Annotated in this window: 17 protein-coding genes, 1 tRNA gene and 1 pseudogene; 8 read left to right on the forward strand and 11 right to left on the reverse strand. The window is 67.0% G+C overall.

The genetic code is table 11. The features are described 5' to 3' along the window. The first annotated feature begins 23 nt into the window (after positions 1–23). Together QP164_RS00525 and QP164_RS00530 are read left to right on the forward strand one after the other, a co-directional pair. Positions 24–3,236 (forward strand): TonB-dependent receptor, encoded by a 3,213-nt coding sequence (locus QP164_RS00525; protein WP_333921774.1) that lies wholly within the window; start codon positions 24–26, stop codon positions 3,234–3,236. Further along, the gene (locus QP164_RS00530; RefSeq protein WP_333921775.1) at positions 3,236–4,270 is read left to right on the forward strand and encodes a phytase; all 1,035 of its coding nucleotides are present in this window, start codon (positions 3,236–3,238) and stop codon (positions 4,268–4,270) included. Before QP164_RS00525 ends, QP164_RS00530 begins: the two co-directional genes overlap by 1 nt. Positions 4,271–4,458: 188 nt before the next feature. On the opposite strand, the gene QP164_RS00535 is transcribed toward QP164_RS00530, so the two are convergent. Further along, positions 4,459–4,532: transfer RNA gene (locus QP164_RS00535), tRNA-Gly, on the reverse strand. 137 nt (positions 4,533–4,669) lie between these two features. On the opposite strand from QP164_RS00535, the gene QP164_RS00540 reads away from it, so the two are divergent. The 3 genes from QP164_RS00540 (at position 4,670) to QP164_RS00550 (ending at position 6,097) form a co-directional block, all read left to right on the forward strand. Further along, the gene (locus tag QP164_RS00540; RefSeq protein WP_333921776.1) at positions 4,670–5,245 is read left to right on the forward strand and encodes a TspO/MBR family protein; all 576 of its coding nucleotides are present in this window, start codon (positions 4,670–4,672) and stop codon (positions 5,243–5,245) included. Then, a complete protein-coding gene (locus QP164_RS00545; protein WP_333921777.1) occupies positions 5,242–5,607 on the forward strand; it encodes a thiol-disulfide oxidoreductase DCC family protein in 366 nt (121 codons plus the stop codon). The genes QP164_RS00540 and QP164_RS00545 overlap by 4 nt, the downstream gene beginning before the upstream one ends. Positions 5,608–5,740: 133 nt before the next feature. Next, complete coding sequence (locus QP164_RS00550) at positions 5,741–6,097, forward strand: DUF427 domain-containing protein (protein WP_333921778.1); 357 nt, start codon at positions 5,741–5,743, stop codon at positions 6,095–6,097. Positions 6,098–6,100: 3 nt separating this feature from the next. Here the strand turns inward: QP164_RS00550 and QP164_RS00555 are convergent, their stop codons facing one another. The 3 genes from QP164_RS00555 to QP164_RS00565 all read right to left on the reverse strand — a co-directional run bounded on the left by QP164_RS00555 (position 6,101) and on the right by QP164_RS00565 (position 9,275). Further along, positions 6,101–6,991: an NAD(P)-dependent oxidoreductase gene (locus tag QP164_RS00555; protein WP_333921779.1), complete on the reverse strand. Its 891-nt coding sequence runs from the start codon at positions 6,989–6,991 to the stop codon at positions 6,101–6,103. A gap of 24 nt (positions 6,992–7,015) precedes the next feature. Then, entirely contained in the window at positions 7,016–8,428 is a 1,413-nt protein-coding gene (locus QP164_RS00560; RefSeq protein WP_333921780.1) for a sensor histidine kinase, read from the reverse strand. 181 nt (positions 8,429–8,609) lie between these two features. Then, positions 8,610–9,275 carry a response regulator transcription factor gene (locus tag QP164_RS00565; RefSeq protein ID WP_132739318.1) on the reverse strand — a complete coding sequence of 222 codons (666 nt, stop codon included), beginning with the start codon at positions 9,273–9,275 and terminating at the stop codon, positions 8,610–8,612. A gap of 111 nt (positions 9,276–9,386) precedes the next feature. Between QP164_RS00565 and QP164_RS00570 the strand changes: the two genes are divergently transcribed. After that, the gene (locus tag QP164_RS00570) at positions 9,387–10,178 is read left to right on the forward strand and encodes a hypothetical protein (RefSeq protein ID WP_333921781.1); all 792 of its coding nucleotides are present in this window, start codon (positions 9,387–9,389) and stop codon (positions 10,176–10,178) included. Here the strand turns inward: QP164_RS00570 and QP164_RS00575 are convergent. From QP164_RS00575 to QP164_RS00595, 5 genes are all read right to left on the reverse strand, one after another. Beyond that, positions 10,126–10,350 (reverse strand): hypothetical protein, encoded by a 225-nt coding sequence (locus QP164_RS00575; RefSeq protein ID WP_333921782.1) that lies wholly within the window; start codon positions 10,348–10,350, stop codon positions 10,126–10,128. The two genes, QP164_RS00570 and QP164_RS00575, sit on opposite strands and share 53 nt — an antisense overlap. Further along, complete coding sequence (locus QP164_RS00580) at positions 10,347–11,480, reverse strand: PepSY-associated TM helix domain-containing protein (RefSeq protein ID WP_333921783.1); 1,134 nt, start codon at positions 11,478–11,480, stop codon at positions 10,347–10,349. Before QP164_RS00580 ends, QP164_RS00575 begins: the two co-directional genes overlap by 4 nt. 262 nt (positions 11,481–11,742) lie before the next feature. Then, a complete protein-coding gene (locus QP164_RS00585; RefSeq protein ID WP_443027402.1) occupies positions 11,743–12,540 on the reverse strand; it encodes an SDR family oxidoreductase in 798 nt (265 codons plus the stop codon). A 153-nt stretch (positions 12,541–12,693) separates the two neighbouring features. Next, the gene (locus QP164_RS00590) at positions 12,694–14,190 is read right to left on the reverse strand and encodes an OFA family MFS transporter (RefSeq protein ID WP_333921784.1); all 1,497 of its coding nucleotides are present in this window, start codon (positions 14,188–14,190) and stop codon (positions 12,694–12,696) included. 178 nt (positions 14,191–14,368) lie between these two features. Continuing rightward, complete coding sequence (locus QP164_RS00595) at positions 14,369–15,043, reverse strand: fumarylacetoacetate hydrolase family protein (RefSeq protein ID WP_333921785.1); 675 nt, start codon at positions 15,041–15,043, stop codon at positions 14,369–14,371. A 126-nt stretch (positions 15,044–15,169) separates the two neighbouring features. Between QP164_RS00595 and QP164_RS00600 the strand changes: the two genes are divergently transcribed. Together QP164_RS00600 and QP164_RS00605 are read left to right on the forward strand one after the other, a co-directional pair. Next, the gene (locus tag QP164_RS00600) at positions 15,170–16,264 is read left to right on the forward strand and encodes a catalase family protein (RefSeq protein ID WP_333921786.1); all 1,095 of its coding nucleotides are present in this window, start codon (positions 15,170–15,172) and stop codon (positions 16,262–16,264) included. A 24-nt stretch (positions 16,265–16,288) separates the two neighbouring features. Further along, positions 16,289–17,049, forward strand: a pseudogene (locus tag QP164_RS00605) (metallophosphoesterase family protein). A gap of 46 nt (positions 17,050–17,095) precedes the next feature. Here the strand turns inward: QP164_RS00605 and QP164_RS00610 are convergent. Both QP164_RS00610 and QP164_RS00615 read right to left on the reverse strand, forming a co-directional pair. Continuing rightward, positions 17,096–17,884: a hypothetical protein gene (locus tag QP164_RS00610; RefSeq protein WP_333921787.1), complete on the reverse strand. Its 789-nt coding sequence runs from the start codon at positions 17,882–17,884 to the stop codon at positions 17,096–17,098. 92 nt (positions 17,885–17,976) lie between these two features. Further along, entirely contained in the window at positions 17,977–19,260 is a 1,284-nt protein-coding gene (locus QP164_RS00615) for a glycosyltransferase (protein ID WP_333921788.1), read from the reverse strand. Between the last annotated feature and the right edge of the window lie 408 nt (positions 19,261–19,668).

Here is a 19,668-nt window from a genome sequence, read left to right on the forward strand (position 1 = left end):
TCGCGCGAGATGACGGGGCTGTCATGTTCCTGTCACGCACGCGTAACGCGGCTGCCATCCGCAGCGGCTACCGCGCCTCCCAAGCCGGCTGGACAAAGCCGGGACATCCGGGGACCCATCATGACATCCAACCTGTCGCGCCGCTTTCGCGGCCCTGTTTTCGCGCATGGCTTGCTCGCTGGCTGCGCGCTGATGCCGTTGAGCATCGCCGCCGCGCATGCTGGCCCGATTGCCGCCCCGATCGCCGCAACGCCGGTCGCGGCAACCCCGGTCGCCGTAACGCCAGTCGGGCGCCGCGCGCGCCTGGATCAGTTACCGGCACGGTGTCGCAGGCTGGTAGCGGCGACTATCTCGATGGCGCATCGGTCTCGATCCCCGCGCTCGACCTGTCGACGGTCGTCGATCGCACCGGGCGGTTCTCGCTGAACGGCGTCCCCGCCGGCACGCACGAACTCGTGATCCGCTATGTCGGCTTCCCCGATGCGCGCCGGACCGTCACGGTCGCCGATGCCCCGGTAACGCTCGACGTGGCGATGACCGCGGCCGTTGGCACGGATGCGGGCGCAGGCGAGGGGGCGGAGATCGTCGTTTCCGGCTCGCGTCCGATCGCGGAATCGGAAGCCGCAGCGCTCCAGATCCAGCGCACCAGTCCGTCGCTCGTCTCGGTCATCGCCTCGGATTCGATCGGTCGCCTGCCTGATCAGAACGTCGCACAGGCGGTCAGCCGGTTGCCCGGCGTCGGCGTCCAGCGCGACCAGGGCCAGGCGCGCTACATCACGCTGCGCGGCGCGCCGATCAACTGGACCACGCTGTCGATCGACGGCATCAACGTCGTCAGCCCCGAAGGTCGCGACGCCCGGTTCGACTCGATCCCGTCGGCGATCGCCTCGCAGATCATCGTGCGCAAGGCCGTCACCCCCGACATGACCGGCGAAACGATCGCCGGCAATGTCGACATCATCACGCGATCCGCGTTCGATTATCCGGGCATGAAGGTGCAGGCCAAGGGCGGCCTCGGCCATGTCGAACTCGGCAAGAAGACCGAATATGAAGGCTCGCTCGTCATCTCCGACCGGATCGACACCGGGATCGGCGAGTTCGGCATCGTATCCTCCGCCAGCCTGTATCGCCGCGGCATGGTCACCGACAATTTCGAGACCGATTTCGAGGCGGTCAAGGAAGACAAGCGGCCCGGCTATCAGACGCGCAACTGGGCACGCGAGACCGAGAACAAGTTATACCGGCTGACGCGGAAGAACTACTCGCTGTCGACCCGGCTCGACTGGCGCCCGGCGCCCGGCCACAAGCTGTTCGCGGAGACGATCTACTCGGCGTTCCAGGACGACGAGCAGCGCAACAACTACATCTTCGATCTCGACGACCAGCAGTCGCGTGCGCCGACCGGCAGCGCCGCCTGCACCGTCAACGCTCGGCCCGCATCGGGCACCACCGGCTATGCCGACATCTGCACCGGCAACACGCCGCTGCTCGGCACCGTCTACGGCGTCGATCTCAACGCGAACTTCACGGTGCGCAAATACAAGCAGTCGGTGTTCACCAACACGGTCGGCGGCGATCACGAACTCGGCGAGTGGAAGGTCGCATGGCGCGGTAATTTCACGCGTTCGATCGACGACCGAACGCAGCCGGCGCAGCTGAACTACGAAAGCCCTAGCTTCACGAACGCCACCAACCGGCTGACCGTGGGCTATGACCTGACCGACCCGCAGCTTGCCAAGGTCCAGCTGTTCCGCACGATCCGCAACGCCGACGGGACGTTCTCGCGCGGGGCGCAGGTAACCGCGATCGAGGATTTCCCGACGTCGCTGACCCGTCTCCGCTCGCTGAAGGCGCAGGACGTGACCGAGGCGTACACCGCCAAGCTCGACGTCAGCCGCGAGGCGTCGCTATTCGGCGCGCAGACGGTGTTCACCGCCGGCGTCCGCTATGACGATCGCACCAAGACCGCGAACGAGGATCTGCTCGATATCAACAGCGCAGCGCAATTCGCCGCCGCAGGAATCTCGACCAACTATTCCGCGATCGCCAAGTCCGGCGGGTTCCAGGGCGAGATTCCGCTCGGCTACACCTTCCAGTATTTCGACCGCGACAAGGTGCTCGGGTTGGTCGACCAGGCGAAGACCGTCGCCAGCTATCTGCCGGTCGACGCGAACTATTATAAGGTCGGCGAGAAGGTCTATTCGGCGTACGCGATGGCCACGGTGACGACCAACTGGGGCAGCATCATCGGTGGTGCCCGCGTCGAGCATATCCGCAACGACGCGCGGGCGTTCTCGATCAACGCCGCTACGAGCGTGGCGACGCCGGTCGAGGCGAAATCGAGCCAGACGCTGGTCTATCCGAGCCTCCACCTCAACTGGGACGTCAACGATCGGATGAAGGCGCGGCTGTCGTTCAACACCGGCGCCGCGCGGCCCGATTACGATCAGCTGCGCCCGAACCTGACCTATAACGACGCCAACCTGACCGTGTCCGGCGGCAACCCCGACGCGAAGCCCGAAAAGGCCAAGGGCGTCGATGCCTATGTCGAATATTACACAATGCCGCGCGGCTTCCTGTCGATCGGTGCCTATTACAAGGACGTCACCAACGTCCTGTTCGACTCGGTGCAGACCTTCGGCAGCACGATCCTTAACAGCGGCAATACCGATCGCTCGCAATATCAGTTCTCGACCGTCCTGAACGGCGGCAAGGGCTATATCATGGGCATCGAGGGCGCGATCCAGCAGCAGCTCGATCCGTTTACCGCCGCTCTCGGCCTGCCGGACTGGATGGGTGGCTTCGGCATCCAGCTCAACGCGACGATCAACAAGAGCCGCGCGGACACGCCGGGTACGGATGATATCCCGTCGCGGAAGGTACGGCTGCCCGGCGCGTCGGACGCGATCTACAATTTGATCGCCTATTACGAGAAATACGGCTTCTCCGCGCGCGTCTCGTACCAGAACCGCTCGGCATGGCTCGATGCGATCGGATCGGTCGCGAAGGTCGGTGACACCGTCCGCGGCGTCGATGGCGGCGACTTCTACTGGGCCAAGGACAATGAGCTCGACGCATCGGTGCGCTACGCGATCAACGGCAATGTCGAGATCTACGGCGATTTCGCCAACCTGCTGAACGGTCCCGGCCGCCGCTATGTCGGATCGTCGGCGTACACGATCGAACATGAGACGTTCGGGCGGCGCTATACCGGCGGCGTGCGGGTGACGTTCTGATGCGCGCGCTTCCGTTTGCGGCGCTGCTCCTCGCGGGATGTGCCACGACCTCGGTCCCGGTCGCGGTCGAGGCACCGATGGTTGCGGCGACGGCGGAGACCGATCCGGTCGATACCGCCGCCGATGCCGCCGACGATCCCGCGATCTGGCGCAACGCGAGCGATCCGGCGAAGAGCCTCGTCATCGGCACAGACAAGAAGGCGGGCATCCACGTCTACAGCCTGACGGGCAAGCGACTGAGCTTCACGCCCGCCGCGCGGCTCAACAACGTCGACCTGCGCGATCTTGGCGGCAAGACCGGTGGGCGCGTGATCGCCGCTGCCAGCGACCGGGCCGACATCGCCACCGCACACGTCTCGCTGTTCACCCTCGACACGGCGGCAGCAAAGCTCGTCCCGCTCGGCCGCTTCTCGGTCGGGCCGGGCGAGGCCTACGGCATGTGCCTCTGGACCCGCGCGCGCGACCACGCGCTGTTCGGCTTTGTCGTGCTGAAAGACGGCCGCATCGACCAGGTCGCCATCGACCTCTCCGGCGCAGCGCCCAAGGTCACGACGGTCCGCTCGATGAAGCTCGGCACCCAGTCCGAAGGCTGCGTCGTCGATGATCGCACCGGGCAGCTATATGTCGCGGAGGAAGACGTAGGGCTCTGGCGGTTCGACGCCGATCCGTCCGCACCCGTCACCGGGACCCCGATCGCCAAGGTCGACGGCAGGACGCTGGTCGCCGATGCGGAGGGTCTGGCGCTCGCACCCTCGGGCAGGACCGGCGGTTATCTGGTCGTGTCGAGCCAGGGCGACAACGCCTACACGCTCTACCGTCTGCCCGGCGTCACCTATGTGGGCCGATTCCGGATCGGAGGCGGCGGGATCGACGGCACCAGTGACACCGACGGCATCGACCTGATGCTCGGCGATTTCGGGCGCGCCTATCCACGCGGCCTGCTGGTAGCACAGGACGGCGACAACGCGCCCGCCACACAGAATTTCAAATATGTCGGTTGGGATGCCGTCCGGCGGGCGCTGAAACTGCGCTGACCGCCGCCACGCAGGCGCGCGCTATGCCGCCGCGATCGACAGCTTAGGTAGCTGGTCCGCGACCACCACATGGTCGCGACCGGCGCTTGGCGCGGTACGGCGCGTTGTCGGCCAACGGGATGAGGGTCGATCCGTCGTGCGCGCCCCTTACGATAGCCGGGCTACGATCACACCACATCGATGAAATTTGGAGCGGGTGAAGGGAATCGAACCCTCGTCACTTGCTTGGGAAGCAAAAGCTCTACCATTGAGCTACACCCGCCGACACGCGTCGTTCGAGGCGTGGTGCGGTGTCCGTACCCGGCACGATCGCGAAGTTCAAGTATCAAGCGCACACGGAACGTCCGCGGGCGTCCGACGCTGTAGCACCACGGGCGTCGTGCCCGAAAGGACCAGGGCATGTCGACCTCCACACCGATTCACACCGACCCGTCGGACGTTGCGCTGACCGATCCGTCGCGGACCGGCGTGTCGCGGACGGGCTTGTCCAAGCCGGTTGCGGCGTTGATCGTGGCCGGCGTGCTGGGCGCGAGCGCAGTGTTGGGACGGCGTAACGCGCCCGATCCCTCGCACCCCAAGACGCGGCGCTGGTACAAACGGCTCGACAAGCCGGGCTTCACGCCGCCCGACGCGGTGTTCGGCGCGGTCTGGCCTGTGCTCGAAACCGGGCTGGCGGTTGGCGGCTATCGCCTGATGCGCGCGCCGGCCGATCCGCGTCGCAACGCCGCGGTTGGGCTGTGGCTGCTCAACACCGCAATGGTCGGTGGCTGGACCGAGTTGTTCTTCCGCAAGCGCGCGCTGGAGACGAGCGCGATCGCGGCAGGCGGGATGGTCGTCACCGGCGTCGCCTATGTCGCCACCGCCGCCAAGGTCGATCGCCCGGCCGCAGGACTGGGCGTGCCGTTCGTCGCCTGGCTCGGCTTCGCGACGGTGCTCGCGACCCGGATCAGCCAGCGCAACGACACCCGACGATGAGCCGGCTGACCGTATGGCATGATGGCGACTGCCCGCTATGCCGGCGCGAAATCGCGCTGATGCGGCGGCTCGACCGGCGCGGCGCGATCGAGTTCATCGATGCGACCGATGGCGACGCCTCCTGCCCGATCGACCGACGCGATCTGCTAGCCCGGTTTCATGCGCGCGAGGACGGGCATTTGCTCTCGGGCGCGGCGGCATTCGCGGCGATGTGGCGGGCGATCCCGGTTCTCCGCCCGCTGGGTCTGGCTGCGCGCCAGCCGATCGTGCTGGGCCTGCTCGAGCGCGTCTATATCGGCTTCCTGCGCGTCCGACCCAAGTTGCAGCGCGCGCTGCGACGGCGCGAGGCGGTGAAGCCATGACCGTCGCCCGTGATCCGGTGTTGCCCGGACAGACCAGCGTCTGGGACTTCCTCGTCCTGCGATCGCCGAGCGATGTGCGCGCCACATCCGCATCGAGCATCGTGGGCAGGTCATCGCGGATACGCGCGCGAGCGTGCGGACGCTCGAAACCAGCCACCCGCCGAGCTATTATATCCCGCCCGACGACGTGACGATGGCGCTGCTTCGGCGCTCCACGCATCGGTCGTTCTGCGAGTGGAAGGGCGATGCGGTCTATTACGATCTCGTGCTCGACGGCGAGACGCACCGCGACATCGCCTGGAGCTATCCCGCACCGACCCGCGCGTTTGCGGCCTTGCGCGACCATCTCGCTTTCTATGCTGCACCGTTCGATGTGTGCACCGTCGATGGCGAGACGGTCGTGCCGCAGCCCGGCGGCTTCTATGGCGGCTGGATCACCGCGGATCTCGCCGGGCCGTTCAAGGGCGTGCCCGGCAGCCGCTATTGGTAAGCCTTATTTGAGTCCGGCGGCCCGGCGCACCGCGAGTCCTGCGCCGGCCCAGTCGACGTCGTCGCCCTCCAGCGCGATCGCGGTGCGCAGATGATCGCGGACGATTCCGAGCAGCGGCATCGGCGTGCGCGAGGTGCTCGCGGCGGCATCGACGAGGTTCATGTCTTTCAGGCCCAAGGGGGCGGCGAAACCGGCCGGCTTGAACGCATCGGCCACCAGCATGTCGCCATAGGTCTTGTAGACGGGTGCCGAGAACAACGTGCCGGTCAGCACCTCGAGCAGGGTCGCGCGATCGACGCCGCCCTTCTCCGCCAGCGTCATCGCTTCCGCCATCGCCTCGACCGCGGCCATGATCATGAAATTGCCGCTGAGCTTGACCAGATTGGCGGCCGACGGCGTGGTGCCGACGCGAAAGACGCGCTGGCCGATCGCCTCGAACAGCGGTTCGCAGCGATCGATCAGATCGTCCGCGCCGGCTGCGACGATGAACAACTTGCCGGCTTCGGCGGCGGGCGGGCGACCGAAAACGGGTGCCGAGATATAGCGATCCGAGACCGCTGCGAGGCGGTCGGCGAGCGCGACGCCGATCGTGCTGTGCGACACGTGGAGCGCGGGCGCGTTCAGGATGCCGTCGTCGCCGTACACCACGGCTTCGAGCGCGGTGTCGTCCGCGAGCATCGTCATTACCACGTCGCCCTGCGCGGCCGCCGCGGGCGTTGCGGCCAGCGTCGCGCCGGCTGCAACCAGGTCCGCCGCCTTGTCGGGCGAGCGGTTCCACACCGTCACCTCATGCCCTGCCTTGACGAGATTGGCGGCCATTGCGCTGCCCATCTGGCCGAGACCGATGAATCCGACTTTCATGCTCGATCCTTCCGACTGTCCGTAGCGGGCCAACGCACGCCGCAGCGGATCGCTGCGTCAGGCGCGCAGCGGCAGGCTGAGACGCGCGATCAGTCCGCCGGTCGGTGATCGGCCCAATGCGAGGCTGCCGCCGTTGAGTTCGGCAAGCTCGCGCGTGATCGACAGGCCGAAGCCGTGACCGTCGCTGCGTTCGTCGAGCCGGCGGCCGGGCAGCATCGCTTCCGCGATCGCGCTGTCGTCGAGGCCGTCGCCATCGTCGGCGATGCCGAGCGTCACCATGCCGTCGGCGGCGCGCGCATCGATCGTCAGCGCCGATCGCGCATGGCGCCAGCCATTGTCGAGCAGGTTGCCGATCATCTCGTCGAGATCCTGCGGGTCGATCGCGACCGCAAGATCGGCGGGGATGGCGCGTTCGACCGCGATCGGCCGATCGGCATGGATCCGCCGCAGCACCGCGAGCAGGTCGTCGACCGCGGGGGCGATCTGGGTTCGAACGCGTGCGCCGCCGGTCGCATCGGCGCGCGCGCGACCGAGATGATGGCGGACGCGGCGGTCGATCTGCTCGACCATGTCGCGGACGTCGTCGTCCGCGCCGGTCTCCGCCAGCTTGAGCGACAGCGCCGCCAGCGGGGTCTTGAGGCCGTGCGCGAGATTGGCGACATGCTGGCGTGCGTGCGCGAGCCCGGCGGCGTTCTGGTCGATCAGCGCGTTGAGTTCGGTGACGAGCGGTTGCAGTTCACCGGGCTGGTCGTCGGGGACGTGACGCTCAGTACCGGCGCGGACGGCGGCGAGCGCCGTGCGGAGGTCGCGCAGCGGACGCAGGCCGAAGCGGAGTTGCACAAACGTCGCCAGCGCCAGCCCGACTCCGAGCAGCGCGAGCGAGCCGAGCAGCGGGATCATCGCCTCGCGCAACGGGTCCTCGACGATCCGCCGCGGCCCGATCGCGGTGATCGTCACGGAGCCGCGCGGCGTGGCGACATCCATCGTGCGCGAGTGGAGGCGATTGCCGCTGCGATCGCGCGTGTCGCCGGCATGGAGGGCGTGATCTTCGGGACCGCCGGGGCCGGGAGGATGGGGACGCTCGGGATCGGGCTGCGGGGCTGGCGGTACTGCGTCGATCGGTGGCGCCGGCTTGGGGGCGGGCGGTGTGATCGGGGGCAGGGGGCGGGTCGTGCCGCTATCGAAGCGACCGGCGGGGCCTTCGACCTGCCACGACCAGTCCGATCCGGGCTCGCCGAATTCGGGCAGGTCGACCGCGCGCGTCCGGTCGAGCGTCGCGTCGGGACGGACCGCACGCGCCAGCACCGCGACCTGCGCATCGAGCCGCTCGTCGAGTCCGCGTGTGACGAAGCGTTCGAGGACATGACTGATCGTCACCCCCGCGAACAGCAGCGCGAGCCCGGTCGACAGCCCTGCGATAACGAGCATCCGCCCAAAGAGCGATCGGGGAATGAGGCGGAAGCGGGTCATCGCTGGCGCCCGTTAAAGTGAGATGATCCGTGCTTTACACGCCACCCCGGCGAAGGCCGGGGCCCAGGTGGAAAGGCTTTTATAATGGCGGACGACGCTCCGTTAGCACCGTCCCCCAACTGGGCCCCGGCCTTCGCCGGGGTGGGGCCTAAGTTACAACGCGTGGTCGGTGCTATCGCCATCACGCCCCATCCGCGGTCAGCCGATACCCACGCCCGCGCACCGTCTCGATCATCTGCGCCCCGATCTTCCGCCGCAGCCGACCGATGATCACCTCGATCGAGTTCGAATCCACATCCGCATCGCCCTCGTAGACCCGCTCGATCAAGTCGGCGCGTTCGATCACCACTTCGCGGCGGAGCATCAGTGCCGACAGCACGCGCCATTCGAACGCGGTGAGCTTCAACGGCAGGCCATCGCGCTCGAAGGTGCCGAGTTGCGCATCGAACGTCAGCGGCCCGCACGTCACGCGCGCCGCGGCATGACCGGCGGCGCGGCGGACCAGCGCGCGGAGGCGCATCACCACCTCCTCGACGCGGAACGGCTTGACGACATAATCGTCCGCGCCCGCCTTGAAGCCCTCGACCTTCTCCGACCAGCCATCGCGGGCGGTGAGGATCAGTACCGGCAGGTCGCGCCCCGCCGCGCGCCAGTCGCGAAGCACCGAAAGCCCGTCGCGCTTGGGGAGGCCAAGGTCGAGCACCGCCGCGTCGTACAGTTCGGTGGCGCCGAGATGGCCGCCATCCTCGCCGTTGCTCGCGACGTCGACCGCGAAATGCTCCGCGCGCAACGCTCGCGCCAACCCGTCGGCGATCGCCGCATCGTCCTCGACCAGTAATACCCGCATGCGCCTGTCCCTATGTCCAAGATCACAACGGAAACTGAACGGCTTGGTTCAGCGGGCGTCGGCAGCGTGCGCCTAAACGGTGATTCGTCAACCAATGAGAGGAACGACGCAATGACCGAACATTCCCACACCGCGCCCAGCAAGCGGTTCAATCTCCGCCGCAACCGCCTGGCACTCGCCGCCGCCGGCTTGCTCGTGGTCGGCGGTGCCGCCGGCGCCGTCACCGTCGCCGCCACCCGTCCGAGCGTGACGATGGCGCCCGCAACCCCAGTCGCGATCCGCTCGCTCCAGTCGGACGGCATCGTCACGATCCGCGGCACCGTCGCCGAGCAATACGGCAACAAGTTCGTGATGGCCGACCGCACCGGCCGCGCGCTGGTCGATCTCGGTCGCGGCGGCGAGGGTAGCAACCTGGTCGCGACCGGGCAGCCGGTGACGATCCAGGGTCGGTTCGAGGATGGTTTCGTCCACGCCTCGTTCCTGGTCGCGCCCGGTGGCAAGGTGACCGCACTCGGCCCGGTCGGTGGCCCACCGCGCGGTCCGCATGGCCCTGGTCCTGATGGTCCGGGTCGCGATGGTCCTGGTGGCCCCGGTGGCCCCGGCGGTCCGGGTGCTCCCCGCCGCCGCCAGCAGGGGTCGCACCGCCCCCGCCAGCCGGCATGGCACCGCCGCCGCCGCCGATGGCGCCGGGTACAGCCCGCGCACCAGCCGGGGCACCCCCGCACCGGCAGCGGCACCAGCCCCGCAGGCGACGCCAGCGACCTGAAGTCTGTGGAGCCGGGTAACACCGGCTCCATTTTTCAATCGGCACGAACTCTACAATCCTCTCCCTGGCGGGGAGGATTATTCTTTAGTGGGCGATCGACGCGGCCCTTGGCGCTTCGGCGGGGCGTGATTGCGTGATCGGTGTGCGGACCCAGTAGCGGCCGGTCACGACCAGCGGCAGCGCGAGCAGCAGGCCAGCGCCGACATCCCAGACGCCGTCGCCGATCAGGCCTGCGCCGAGCCCGGCACAGGTCGATACGCCCAGCAGGATCGGCAGTGCGAAGATCTGGCGGTTGGTCTTGTGGGTCATGCGATTTCTCCCGCCATCACGACTTCGCGGACGCGCTGGTCGCTCGGACCGCCGCGACGACGCAGCCAAAGATACAGCCCGCTGCCGAGCACGATGATCGTCAGTATGTCGAAAATGGCCCAGACGATCTTCATCGCGAGGCCGCCGTAATTCCCGAAATGCAGCGGCTGAGCGAGAAGCATCGCCTGCATGTACCAGGGCATCGGCACGACCGCGTCCAACCGTCCGGTCGCGGCATCGACGAAGCCGGGCAGCAGCAGCTTCGACGTCAGCGGCGTCGCGCCCTTGAGGAACACGGCGTAGTGATGCGGGCTGCTGAAGACGACGCCGGGGAAGGCGATGAACTGCGGCTTCATCTCGGGCGCCTTGCGCTGCACCGCGTCGAGCGCCGCCTGCACCGATGCGCGCTGGACCCCGAGCGGGGTGCGCGTTTCGCTGGTGATGATCTCAGCGAGGCCGTTCGACTTCCAGATGGCAGTGATCGGCACGACGAAGGTGTTGATCGTCCCCGTCACGCCGACGACGCTCGCCCACACCAGAGTGACGATGCCGAGCAAATTGTGGCGGTCGAGCCATCCGAGCCGCTTGCTGCGCCCGCGTCGCAACGTGCCGAAGTCGAGCTTGGCCATGAACGGAGCGTAGAGCACGACGCCGGACACGATCGCGGCGAAGAAGAGCAGGCCCATCACGCCCAGGAAGATCTCCGCCCAGAAGCCGAGGAACATGTCGGTGTGGAGTTTCAGGATGAATGCCATCACGCCGGGGACGTAGGGCGGCATCTTAGCCCCGGTGCGCGCGTCGAACGCGAGGAAATGCATCGCTGCGGGCGCCGCATCTGCGGTGGGGCCGGTGGTGACGTAGACGATCGGGCGCTCTTCGTCGAAGCTGATGTAGAGCGGGAGTTCGCCGGGGGCCGCCTTCGCCGCGCAGGCGAGAATGGTGTCGAGCGAAAGCGATGACGTATTCGCGGGCAGCGTCGCCATCGGTGCGGGCGGGTTGAGCCAGCCATCGATCTCCTCCTCGAAGATCAGCGGCAGGCCGGTCACGCACAGCATCAGCAGGAACGCGGTGCAGATCAGGCTCGTCCATTTATGGACGAGATACCAGGTCTTGATCGTGCCGCGGGTCATGTGCGGGCAGCGGTTCTGACGAGGGATATGATCTTCCGGGCGGTCACCGGGATACAAGTACAGAATTGATAACGATGTGCAATAGCGACGTTAGGGGCCTTACGAACTGATCCTCCCCCGCAAGGGGGAGGTGGCTGGCCCTTGCCAGACGGAGGGGGAGGAAAGGGCAACTGCTGTCGCGCGTTCCTCCCCTCCGTCACCTTTGGTGACTCTCCCCCGTCACCTTTGATGACACCTCCCCCTCGCGGGGGAGGATTCTGCGTCAAGCTACGCCTGCGCCGCCCGTGACGCCGTAGACCTCGCCCGTGATATAGCTCCCCTCCTGCGAAGCGAGCAGCACATACACTGGCGCGATCTCGACCGGCTGGCCCGGGCGGCCGAAATGGCTCTTCGACCCGAAGGTCTCGACCATCTCCCGCGGTTGGCCGCCGCTCGGCTGAAGCACCGTCCAGAACGGCCCAGGCGCAACGACGTTGGCGCGGATGCCCTTTTCGATCAGCTGCTTGGCGAGACCCTTGGTGTACGCGACGATTGCCGCCTTGGTGGTCGCATAGTCGAGCAGATTGTCCGACGGATCATAGCCCTGCACCGATGCCGTCGTGACCACTGCTGCGCCGACGGGCAGATGCGGGACGGCGGCCTGGACGAACCAGTGCAGCGCATAGACGTTGGTCTTCATCGTCTGGTCGAAATCGTCGGTCGAGATATCGGCCACAGTCGGCCGCGTCTGCTGGCGACCGGCGTTGACGACCAGCACGTCGAGGCCACCGAACGCATCGACCGTCTGCTGGACCGCGGCGCGACAGAACGATTCGTCCTTCACGTCACCGGGCAGCGCGAGCGCCTTGCGACCCTCGGCCTCGATCAGCGCAACGACTTCTTTCGCATCGGCCTCCTCGGCGGGGAGATAGACGATCGCGACATCGGCGCCCTCGCGCGCATAGGCTATCGCCGCGGCGCGACCGATGCCGCTGTCGCCACCGGTGATCAGGGCTTTGCGCCCGGTCATCTTGCCCGAGCCCTTGTAGCTCGTCTCGCCGTGATCGGGCTTCGGGTCCATCTTCGACGCGATGCCCGGCGCTTCCTGCGGCTGTTGCGGGAAGGGGGCTGCGGATATTGCGTGCGCGGATCCTGCATCGTGAGCCGGTCGGCCATGGGAAGCTCCTGTCTGGGGGAACAGGGGCAACCGATGGCCGACCGATCGGGTTGCGCTTTACTTGAGCAGGATCAACGCCTTCGACAGCGTCATGTAGATCCCCCAGAGGATCGGCAGCCCGACCGCGAGCCACGCGAACACGACCACCGGCGAGGTGCCGGTAGCCGTCGCGACCGTCCCGCCGGCCACCGTCTCGACCGCAATCGGCCTGTCGTCGGCGGGCATGTGGAACTTGGCGACGACCGGCCGGACGAACAGGTTCGCGACGAACCCGGCGACGAGCATGGCCGCCAGCACCCAGAAGATCGGCGGGTAGATATCGCCACGCGGCACGCCCGCCGCGATCGCGCGGTCACGCATGTTGGCGACGAGCAAAGGCCCGACCACGCCCGCGGTCGACCATGCGGTCAGCAATCGCCCGTGGATCGCACCGACATATTTCGTCCCGAACAGATCGGCGAGATACGCAGGCGCAGTCGCGAACCCACCGCCGTACATCGACGCAAGAATGCAGAAGACGAGGATGAACAGGCCCAATGTGGTACCCGCCAGTGCCGGTGCCGCGAAACCGTAGAGCACCGCGCCTGCCGCGAGGATCGTCGCGAACAACGGTTTGCGGCCGATCCGATCGGACAGCCATGCCCAGAAAAATCGCCCGCCGATGTTGAACAGGCTGATCGCGCCGACGAAGCCTGCGCCGACCGCCGCCGCCGCCTTCTTCTGGTCGTCGTCGAACGCCGTGAACAGCACGCTCGGCGCGTCGATCAGGCGTCCGCCGAACAGCTCCTGCAACATCGGCGAGGCGATACCGATGATCCCGATTGAGGCGGAGACGTTGAAGAACAGCACCAGCCACACCAGCCAGAATTGTGGCGTGCGGTGCGCATCCGACAGCGCGACGTTGAAGCGGCTGATCGAGGCCTTGGCGCTGGTCGGCGCGGTCCAGCCGGCGGGCGCCCAGCCCTCGGCGGGCACGCGGTAGCCGATCGCGCCGGCCATCATGAACACGAAATAGACGCAAGCGAGCACCAGGAACGTCTGCCAGACGCCGACGCCCGTCGGGCTTGCGAAATGCTTCATCAACAGATCGGCGAGCGGCCCGCCGATCATCGCGCCGCCGCCAAAGCCCATGATCGCCATGCCGGTCGCCATGCCGCGCCGGTCGGGAAACCATTTGATTAGCGTCGAGACGGGCGAGATGTAGCCGAGCCCAAGCCCGATGCCGCCGATCACGCCCGAGCCGATCCAGATCAGCCAGAGCTGGTGCATCGACACGCCGATCGCGGCGATCCCCATGCCGCCACACCAGCAGAACGCGGCGACGACGCCGGCTTTGCGCGGGCCGGCGCGCTCGAGCCAGCCGCCCCAGATCGCGGCCGACGCGCCGAGCACGACAAAGAACAGCGTGTACGTCCAGACGAGATCGCTCACCCGCCAGTCGCAGGTCGTCGTGGTCAGCGCGCCGAGCAGCGAAAGGTTCTTGCAGACCACCGGATCGGTGATCCCGATCGCGCGCGACAGCGGCAGCCAGAACACGCTGAACCCGTACGCCATGCCGATGCACAGGTGGATCGCGAGCGCGCAGGGGGGCCAGCCAGCGGTTGAAGCCGGGGCCTGCAACCGTGCGCGCCCGGCTTAGAAAGCCGTCCGCGCCCGAATCTCGTCCGCCAAATTCGCCTGTTTCAGCCATGTGCCCCCCGATTATCTGCTTATATTCGGGGACGATGGCCGATCAGGCGGTGAATGTCACCTCAAGCGGTTCGAACCCTTCGATCGTCGCGCGCACGGTCTGTCCGCGCTGGATCGGGCCGACGCCGGCGGGGGTGCCGGTGAAGATCAGGTCGCCGGGCGCGAGTTCGACGAAGGTCGACAGCGTCGCGATGATTTCGGGGACGCTCCAGATCATCATCGACAGGTCTCCCGACTGCCGCGTCTCGCCGTTGATGGTCAGCGCGATGCTGCCCGATGTGGCGGGGACGCCCGGCGTCAGCGCCGCAACGGGAGCGGAACGATCGAAACCCTTCGCCATGTCCCACGGCCGCCCGATCTTCTTCGCCGCCGCCTGGAGATCGCGCCGCGTCAGGTCGATGCCGACGCCTGCACCGAAAATCATCGCCGCGGCATCCTCCACGGCGACGTTCTTGCCGCCTGTGGAAAGCGCGACGACCAGTTCGACCTCGTGATGCAGGTCCTGGGTCTGCGGCGGGAAGGGCAGGGTGCTGCCGTTCGCCACCACCGCGTCGGCGGGCTTCGAAAAGAAGAACGGCTCCTGCCGGTCGGGGTCCGATCCCATCTCGCGCGCGTGATCGGCGTAGTTCTGGCCGACGCAGAAGATCCGGCGGACGGGAAAGCGGTCGGTCGTACCGGCAATGGCGATCGTCGGGGCAGTGACTTCGGGAATGTGCATGATGGCTCCTTTGGCGGCCTTCATCACGTGCCCGGCCGCGGTTTGCAACGCAGGCGGAACGTCCTCGGGCACGATGGGTTGGGCCTGCATACCCCACGAAAACCTGCATTCGCAGTGGAGATACCGATGCCCAGCACCCAACCCGTGCGTTTCGACCCGTCGGTCGAGACGATCGCTGCCGATGAAGCGGAGACGTTGCAGGGCATGAAGGACTCGTTCCGGGAAATCCTGGAAACGACGTCGCAGGATTACGGCCATGCGGTGCGCGCGGTCCATGCCAAGGCGCACGGCATCGCACGCGGATCGATCACGATCGCCGACGGCCTGCCGCCGATCCTGGCGCAGGGCATCTTCGCGACGCCTGGCCGGCATGAGGCGGTGATCCGTATCTCCACCAATGCGGGCGATATCCTCGACGACAGCGTCAGCCTGCCGCGAGGGCTCGCGTTGAAAATCCTCGATGTCGCGGGGGATCGCCTGCCGGGGTCCGAAGGCGATACGACGCAGGACTTCATCATGGTCAACGCGCCGGCCTTTTCCGCCAAGGATCCCAAGGCGTTCGGCAAGAACCTCAAGCTGCTGACCAAGACGACGGATCGGTTCGAGGGGGTGAAGAAGGCGATGTCGGCCACCTTCCGCGTCGTCGAGTCCGCGCTGGAGGCGGTCGGCGCGCAGTCCGCGACGCTGACGACGCTCGGTGGCGCCAAGCCCGTGCATCCCCTGGGCGAGACCTATTATTCGCAGACCGCGTTCCGGTACGGCGACGCGATCGTCAAATTCGCGCTGTTCCCGGTATCCCCCGAACTGACGAAGCTGACCGGCAGCCTCGTCGATATCACCGCGCGACCGGACGCCCTGCGCGAGGTCGTCCGCGACGCCTTCGCCGAGCATGGCGGGACGTGGGAGTTGCGCGTGCAGATCAATACCGATCTCGATGCGATGCCGATCGAGGACGCGTCGGTCGTCTGGGACGAAGCGGTCAGTCCCTATGTGACGATCGCCAAGCTCGAAATCCCGGCGCAGGTGTCATGGGATCAGGGCAGCAGCGAGCGGACCGACGACGCGCTGGTCTATAGCGTGTGGAACGGGATCACGGCGCACCAGCCGCTTGGCGGGATCAATCGCGTGCGCAAGGAAACTTACGAGATGTCGGCAGAATTCCGCGGCAAGTTCAACGGGTGCCCCGTGCATCAGCCATCGACGTTGTCCGACCTTGCCTGACGCATCGGCCAAGGGGGCACGTCGTTGAAGCTGTTCCATGTCAGCGACGTACATTTCGGTGCGGAAGACCCGGCGGCGATCGCGTGGTTCTCCGAGCGGGTCGCGGTCGAAAAACCTGACGCGGTCATCATGACCGGCGACCTGACGATGCGCGCGACCAAGGACGAGTTCCAACGTGGCGGCGACTGGTTGCGGTCGCTTGGCGTGCCGGTGACGCTGGAGGTCGGCAATCACGACATCCCCTATTATTGGGATCCGTTTCGGCGGCTGTTCGCACCCTATCAGCGTTACGCCGCGGTCGAGCAGATGATCGAGCGGCCGCTGGAGCTTCCTGGCGTGACCGTCGTGCCGCTCAAGACGACGGCGCGCGCGCAGTGGCGGTGGAACTGGTCGAAGGGTCGCGTGAGCTCCGGTTCGCTCAAGCGCGCGCTGGCGATGATCGCGGACGTGCCGAAGGGCAATTTGATCTTCATCGGTGCGCATCATCCGTTGATCGAGGGCGGGACGACCGGGACGGCGAAGACGCGCAATGGCGACGAGGCGCTGACCGCGCTCGCCGAGGCTGGCGCGCATGCGGTGTTGTCGGGGCATGTCCACGATCCGTTCGACGTGCCGGTCGAGCGCGAAGGGCGCATCATCCGGATGATCGGTGCCGGCACGCTGTCGAAGCGCACGCGGGGAGTCCGCCGGCGTTCAACGAGATCCGCGTCGAGGGTGGGCGTTTCGAGACGTTGGCGCGGACGCTGTCGGACGAGAAGAAGCACTCGATCACGAGTGACGTCTGAAGAAATCTACGATCCTCCCCCTGGCGGGGAGGATCGAGGACTGACCTTAGTCCGGCGCCTTCCCGGAATTGAACTCGATATCGATCTCGACCCAGCCGCCGAGGATCTGCTTGCCACCTACGCGTGGCGGGCGGACGCGGAATTGCCACGCCGCTTGCCGCATCGCGCGGGCCAGCCCCGACCCGACCGGCGACTCGCTCAGCGCACGGCAATTCTCGACCTGGTAGTTGGCGATCATCCGGCACGCGATCTTCGCCCAGCTGTTGGGCGGCGGCGGGCTCTTGAGGTAACCGTTGAGCTCCGCGTCGGTCGGGCGCCGATACCATTCGACCTTGTACAGGCGCTCGCCACCAGGGCCTTCGCCGGGACCATAGGCCGACCCGCTGTCCTTGCCCTTGCCCGAGCCGCTGCCACCGTCACCACCGGCAAGCTGGTCGTCGGGGTGCGACGGCATCTTCGAGATATCGGCGGCGTCGAACATCTCCATCCCGCCGAGCATCTTGATCGGCAGGGGCGGGGGCGACTTCGGCGGCGCGGGCGGTGCCTGTGCGGACTCGGCACGCGGCGCAGCGCGCGGCGGCGACCCACCGCTGGCCCGCTTCTGCTTGGTCGGCGACGGTGTGCGCTTTTGCGGTGTGGGCGCAGTCTGATCGGGCGCGATCTGGAATGTGACCGGATCGCGGCGCTCCTCGGGCTTCGACGTAACCGAGGGAGCCAGTCGCAACAGCAGCAGGAGAATAAGGACATGCGCGATGACGGTGAGCACGAACGCGCCGCTGCGCCGGCGCGCCGAGCCGCGCGTCTCGATCGACGAAGGATAGTACGCCGACCGCATCGGCTGATCGCCTAGCTGCGCCAAGGCGCGACGGCAACGCCTGGCGTCGATGATCTTTTTGTCACCATGGTCACTGAAAACTGTCGACCAATTCAGCCGCGCTCATCGACAAGCGCGGCGATCGCGTCCGCGGCCGCCTCCGCGCCGTTCTCCCGCGCAACCTGCGCACCGACCTGCGCGGCCGTCTCGCGCATCCGGTCGGTCAGGATGGCGGTGATAGCAGCACCGGCGCGCATGATCGTGAAGTGCTTCGACGACTGCGTCTTGCCGACGCCGATCGATTGGATGCGGTGCGCGTTGTCGTACTGATCACCCATGTGCGGGACGACGAGTTGCGGCTTGCCGGCCCGCAGCGCCTGGCCGGTCGAGCCCGCGCCGCCGTGGTGGACGATCGCGCTGGCCTGGGGGAACAGCAGCGAGTGCGGCGCATAGCGGCAGACATGGATATGTTCGCTGGCCGTTGCCTGATCGTCGCTGCCTGTCAGCAGTACCGCGCGTAGGCCAAGTGCTCGCGCGGTCGCCGCTGCGGTGGTGTAGAAGTCGCCCGGCGCAAACGTCGCAAAGGATCCCAGCGTGAAGACCAGCGGCGGTGGACCGGCGGCGAGGAACGCCTCGAGCGCGGGATCGAGCCTTTCGGGCGCCCCGGTATCGCTGTCGAATATCGCAAAGCCGGTGACGCGCGCGATGTCGTGGAGGTCAGGCTGGCGCGGTGCGATGGCCGGCGAATAGCAGCACAAGGTCAGGTCGGCGCTCGCGGGCGTCTCGAGCAGCAACGCCTGGCGTGACGGCGGCAGGCCGCGTGTCTTGCGAACCGTATCGACGTGCCATCCATACCGATGTCGCAGCACGCCGCGCATGACCCGGTACACCGACCGGTTCCAGGCGCGACCGATCGGCCCGGTCGGTGCGTGGGCCATCATTGCGAAGTCGGGCGTGCGGGGTGGCGTATAGGCGGAGAAGGTCGCCATCGGCTGGAGCAGAACGTTGACCAGCGGCACGCCGCGCGTCTCGGCGACGATTGGCGCGGCGAAGACGAACAGCGAGGCGACCAGCGCGACTGCCCCCTCCATCGCGTCGTCGAGCGCCGTGGTGCTGTCGGCTAGCCACGGCATCAGGATTCGGTTCATCAGATAGGTCTGATCCGACATGATGCGCTTTGCGACCTGGTCGGGCGGCATGCCCAACGTTTCGGTCAGCGCGTCGAACCCGCCGACGATGGCGATGCCGGTCAGCCCGGCGGCTTCGACCTTGGCGACGTGATCGGCAGGTACCGCCATCATGACCGCGAACCCACGAACCTTAAGAGCGAGGCCGATCGCGATGAAGGGATGCAGGTCGCCGAGCGAGCCGATCGTGGCGAGGACGATCTTTCGCATAGGCTCGGTGTTGTCCTTCCCGGTCGCTAGTTTCCACTGCACCCGCCGCAGCCGTACAGCGGGAATGCGACTCCTTTGTTGCGGGGAATTGCCGGTGCCGTGGCGCGGGGCATGAAGCCAGATGCGCTGGGGGTAGGGCCGATCTACGGTCAGTTCGAACCGCAAGATCATATTTCCCCGTCATGCCGAACAAGTTCCGGCACCCACGGTGGCGCAAAACCAAAAGACTTTGTCTTGCGGAGGTGAACGCCGGACCGCTTCGGTATCCCTCTTGAGTAAGAGCCGGCTCGCAGTCCGACGGCGGCACACCCTTCCGTGTTCTCCTGCGAAGGCGGGAGCCCAGTCTGGATCCCCGCCTTGGCGGGGAAACAAGCTTGCTTGCCATAAACAGATACCTGCCGAACCCGC

Origin of the sequence: Sphingomonas sp. LR59 (assembly GCF_036855945.1) — a bacterium.
In the GTDB taxonomy this organism is placed as follows: domain Bacteria; phylum Pseudomonadota; class Alphaproteobacteria; order Sphingomonadales; family Sphingomonadaceae; genus Sphingomonas.

What these genes read in the sequence shown, in the direction of transcription:
- QP164_RS00545 (WP_333921777.1), top strand. Translation starts at nt 5,242, where the DNA reads ATGAGCCGGCTGACCGTATGGCATGATGGCGACTGCCCGCTATGCCGG.
- QP164_RS00600 (WP_333921786.1), top strand. Translation starts at nt 15,170, where the DNA reads ATGCCCAGCACCCAACCCGTGCGTTTCGACCCGTCGGTCGAGACGATC.
- QP164_RS00570 (WP_333921781.1), top strand. Translation starts at nt 9,387, where the DNA reads ATGACCGAACATTCCCACACCGCGCCCAGCAAGCGGTTCAATCTCCGC.
- QP164_RS00595 (WP_333921785.1), bottom strand. Translation starts at nt 15,043, where the DNA reads ATGCACATTCCCGAAGTCACTGCCCCGACGATCGCCATTGCCGGTACG.
- QP164_RS00565 (WP_132739318.1), bottom strand. Translation starts at nt 9,275, where the DNA reads ATGCGGGTATTACTGGTCGAGGACGATGCGGCGATCGCCGACGGGTTG.
- QP164_RS00525 (WP_333921774.1), top strand. Translation starts at nt 24, where the DNA reads ATGTTCCTGTCACGCACGCGTAACGCGGCTGCCATCCGCAGCGGCTAC.
- QP164_RS00585 (WP_443027402.1), bottom strand. Translation starts at nt 12,540, where the DNA reads ATGGACCCGAAGCCCGATCACGGCGAGACGAGCTACAAGGGCTCGGGC.
- QP164_RS00530 (WP_333921775.1), top strand. Translation starts at nt 3,236, where the DNA reads ATGCGCGCGCTTCCGTTTGCGGCGCTGCTCCTCGCGGGATGTGCCACG.
- QP164_RS00610 (WP_333921787.1), bottom strand. Translation starts at nt 17,884, where the DNA reads ATGCGGTCGGCGTACTATCCTTCGTCGATCGAGACGCGCGGCTCGGCG.
- QP164_RS00540 (WP_333921776.1), top strand. Translation starts at nt 4,670, where the DNA reads ATGTCGACCTCCACACCGATTCACACCGACCCGTCGGACGTTGCGCTG.
- QP164_RS00580 (WP_333921783.1), bottom strand. Translation starts at nt 11,480, where the DNA reads ATGACCCGCGGCACGATCAAGACCTGGTATCTCGTCCATAAATGGACG.
- QP164_RS00615 (WP_333921788.1), bottom strand. Translation starts at nt 19,260, where the DNA reads ATGCGAAAGATCGTCCTCGCCACGATCGGCTCGCTCGGCGACCTGCAT.
- QP164_RS00590 (WP_333921784.1), bottom strand. Translation starts at nt 14,190, where the DNA reads ATGGCGTACGGGTTCAGCGTGTTCTGGCTGCCGCTGTCGCGCGCGATC.
- QP164_RS00560 (WP_333921780.1), bottom strand. Translation starts at nt 8,428, where the DNA reads ATGACCCGCTTCCGCCTCATTCCCCGATCGCTCTTTGGGCGGATGCTC.
- QP164_RS00575 (WP_333921782.1), bottom strand. Translation starts at nt 10,350, where the DNA reads ATGACCCACAAGACCAACCGCCAGATCTTCGCACTGCCGATCCTGCTG.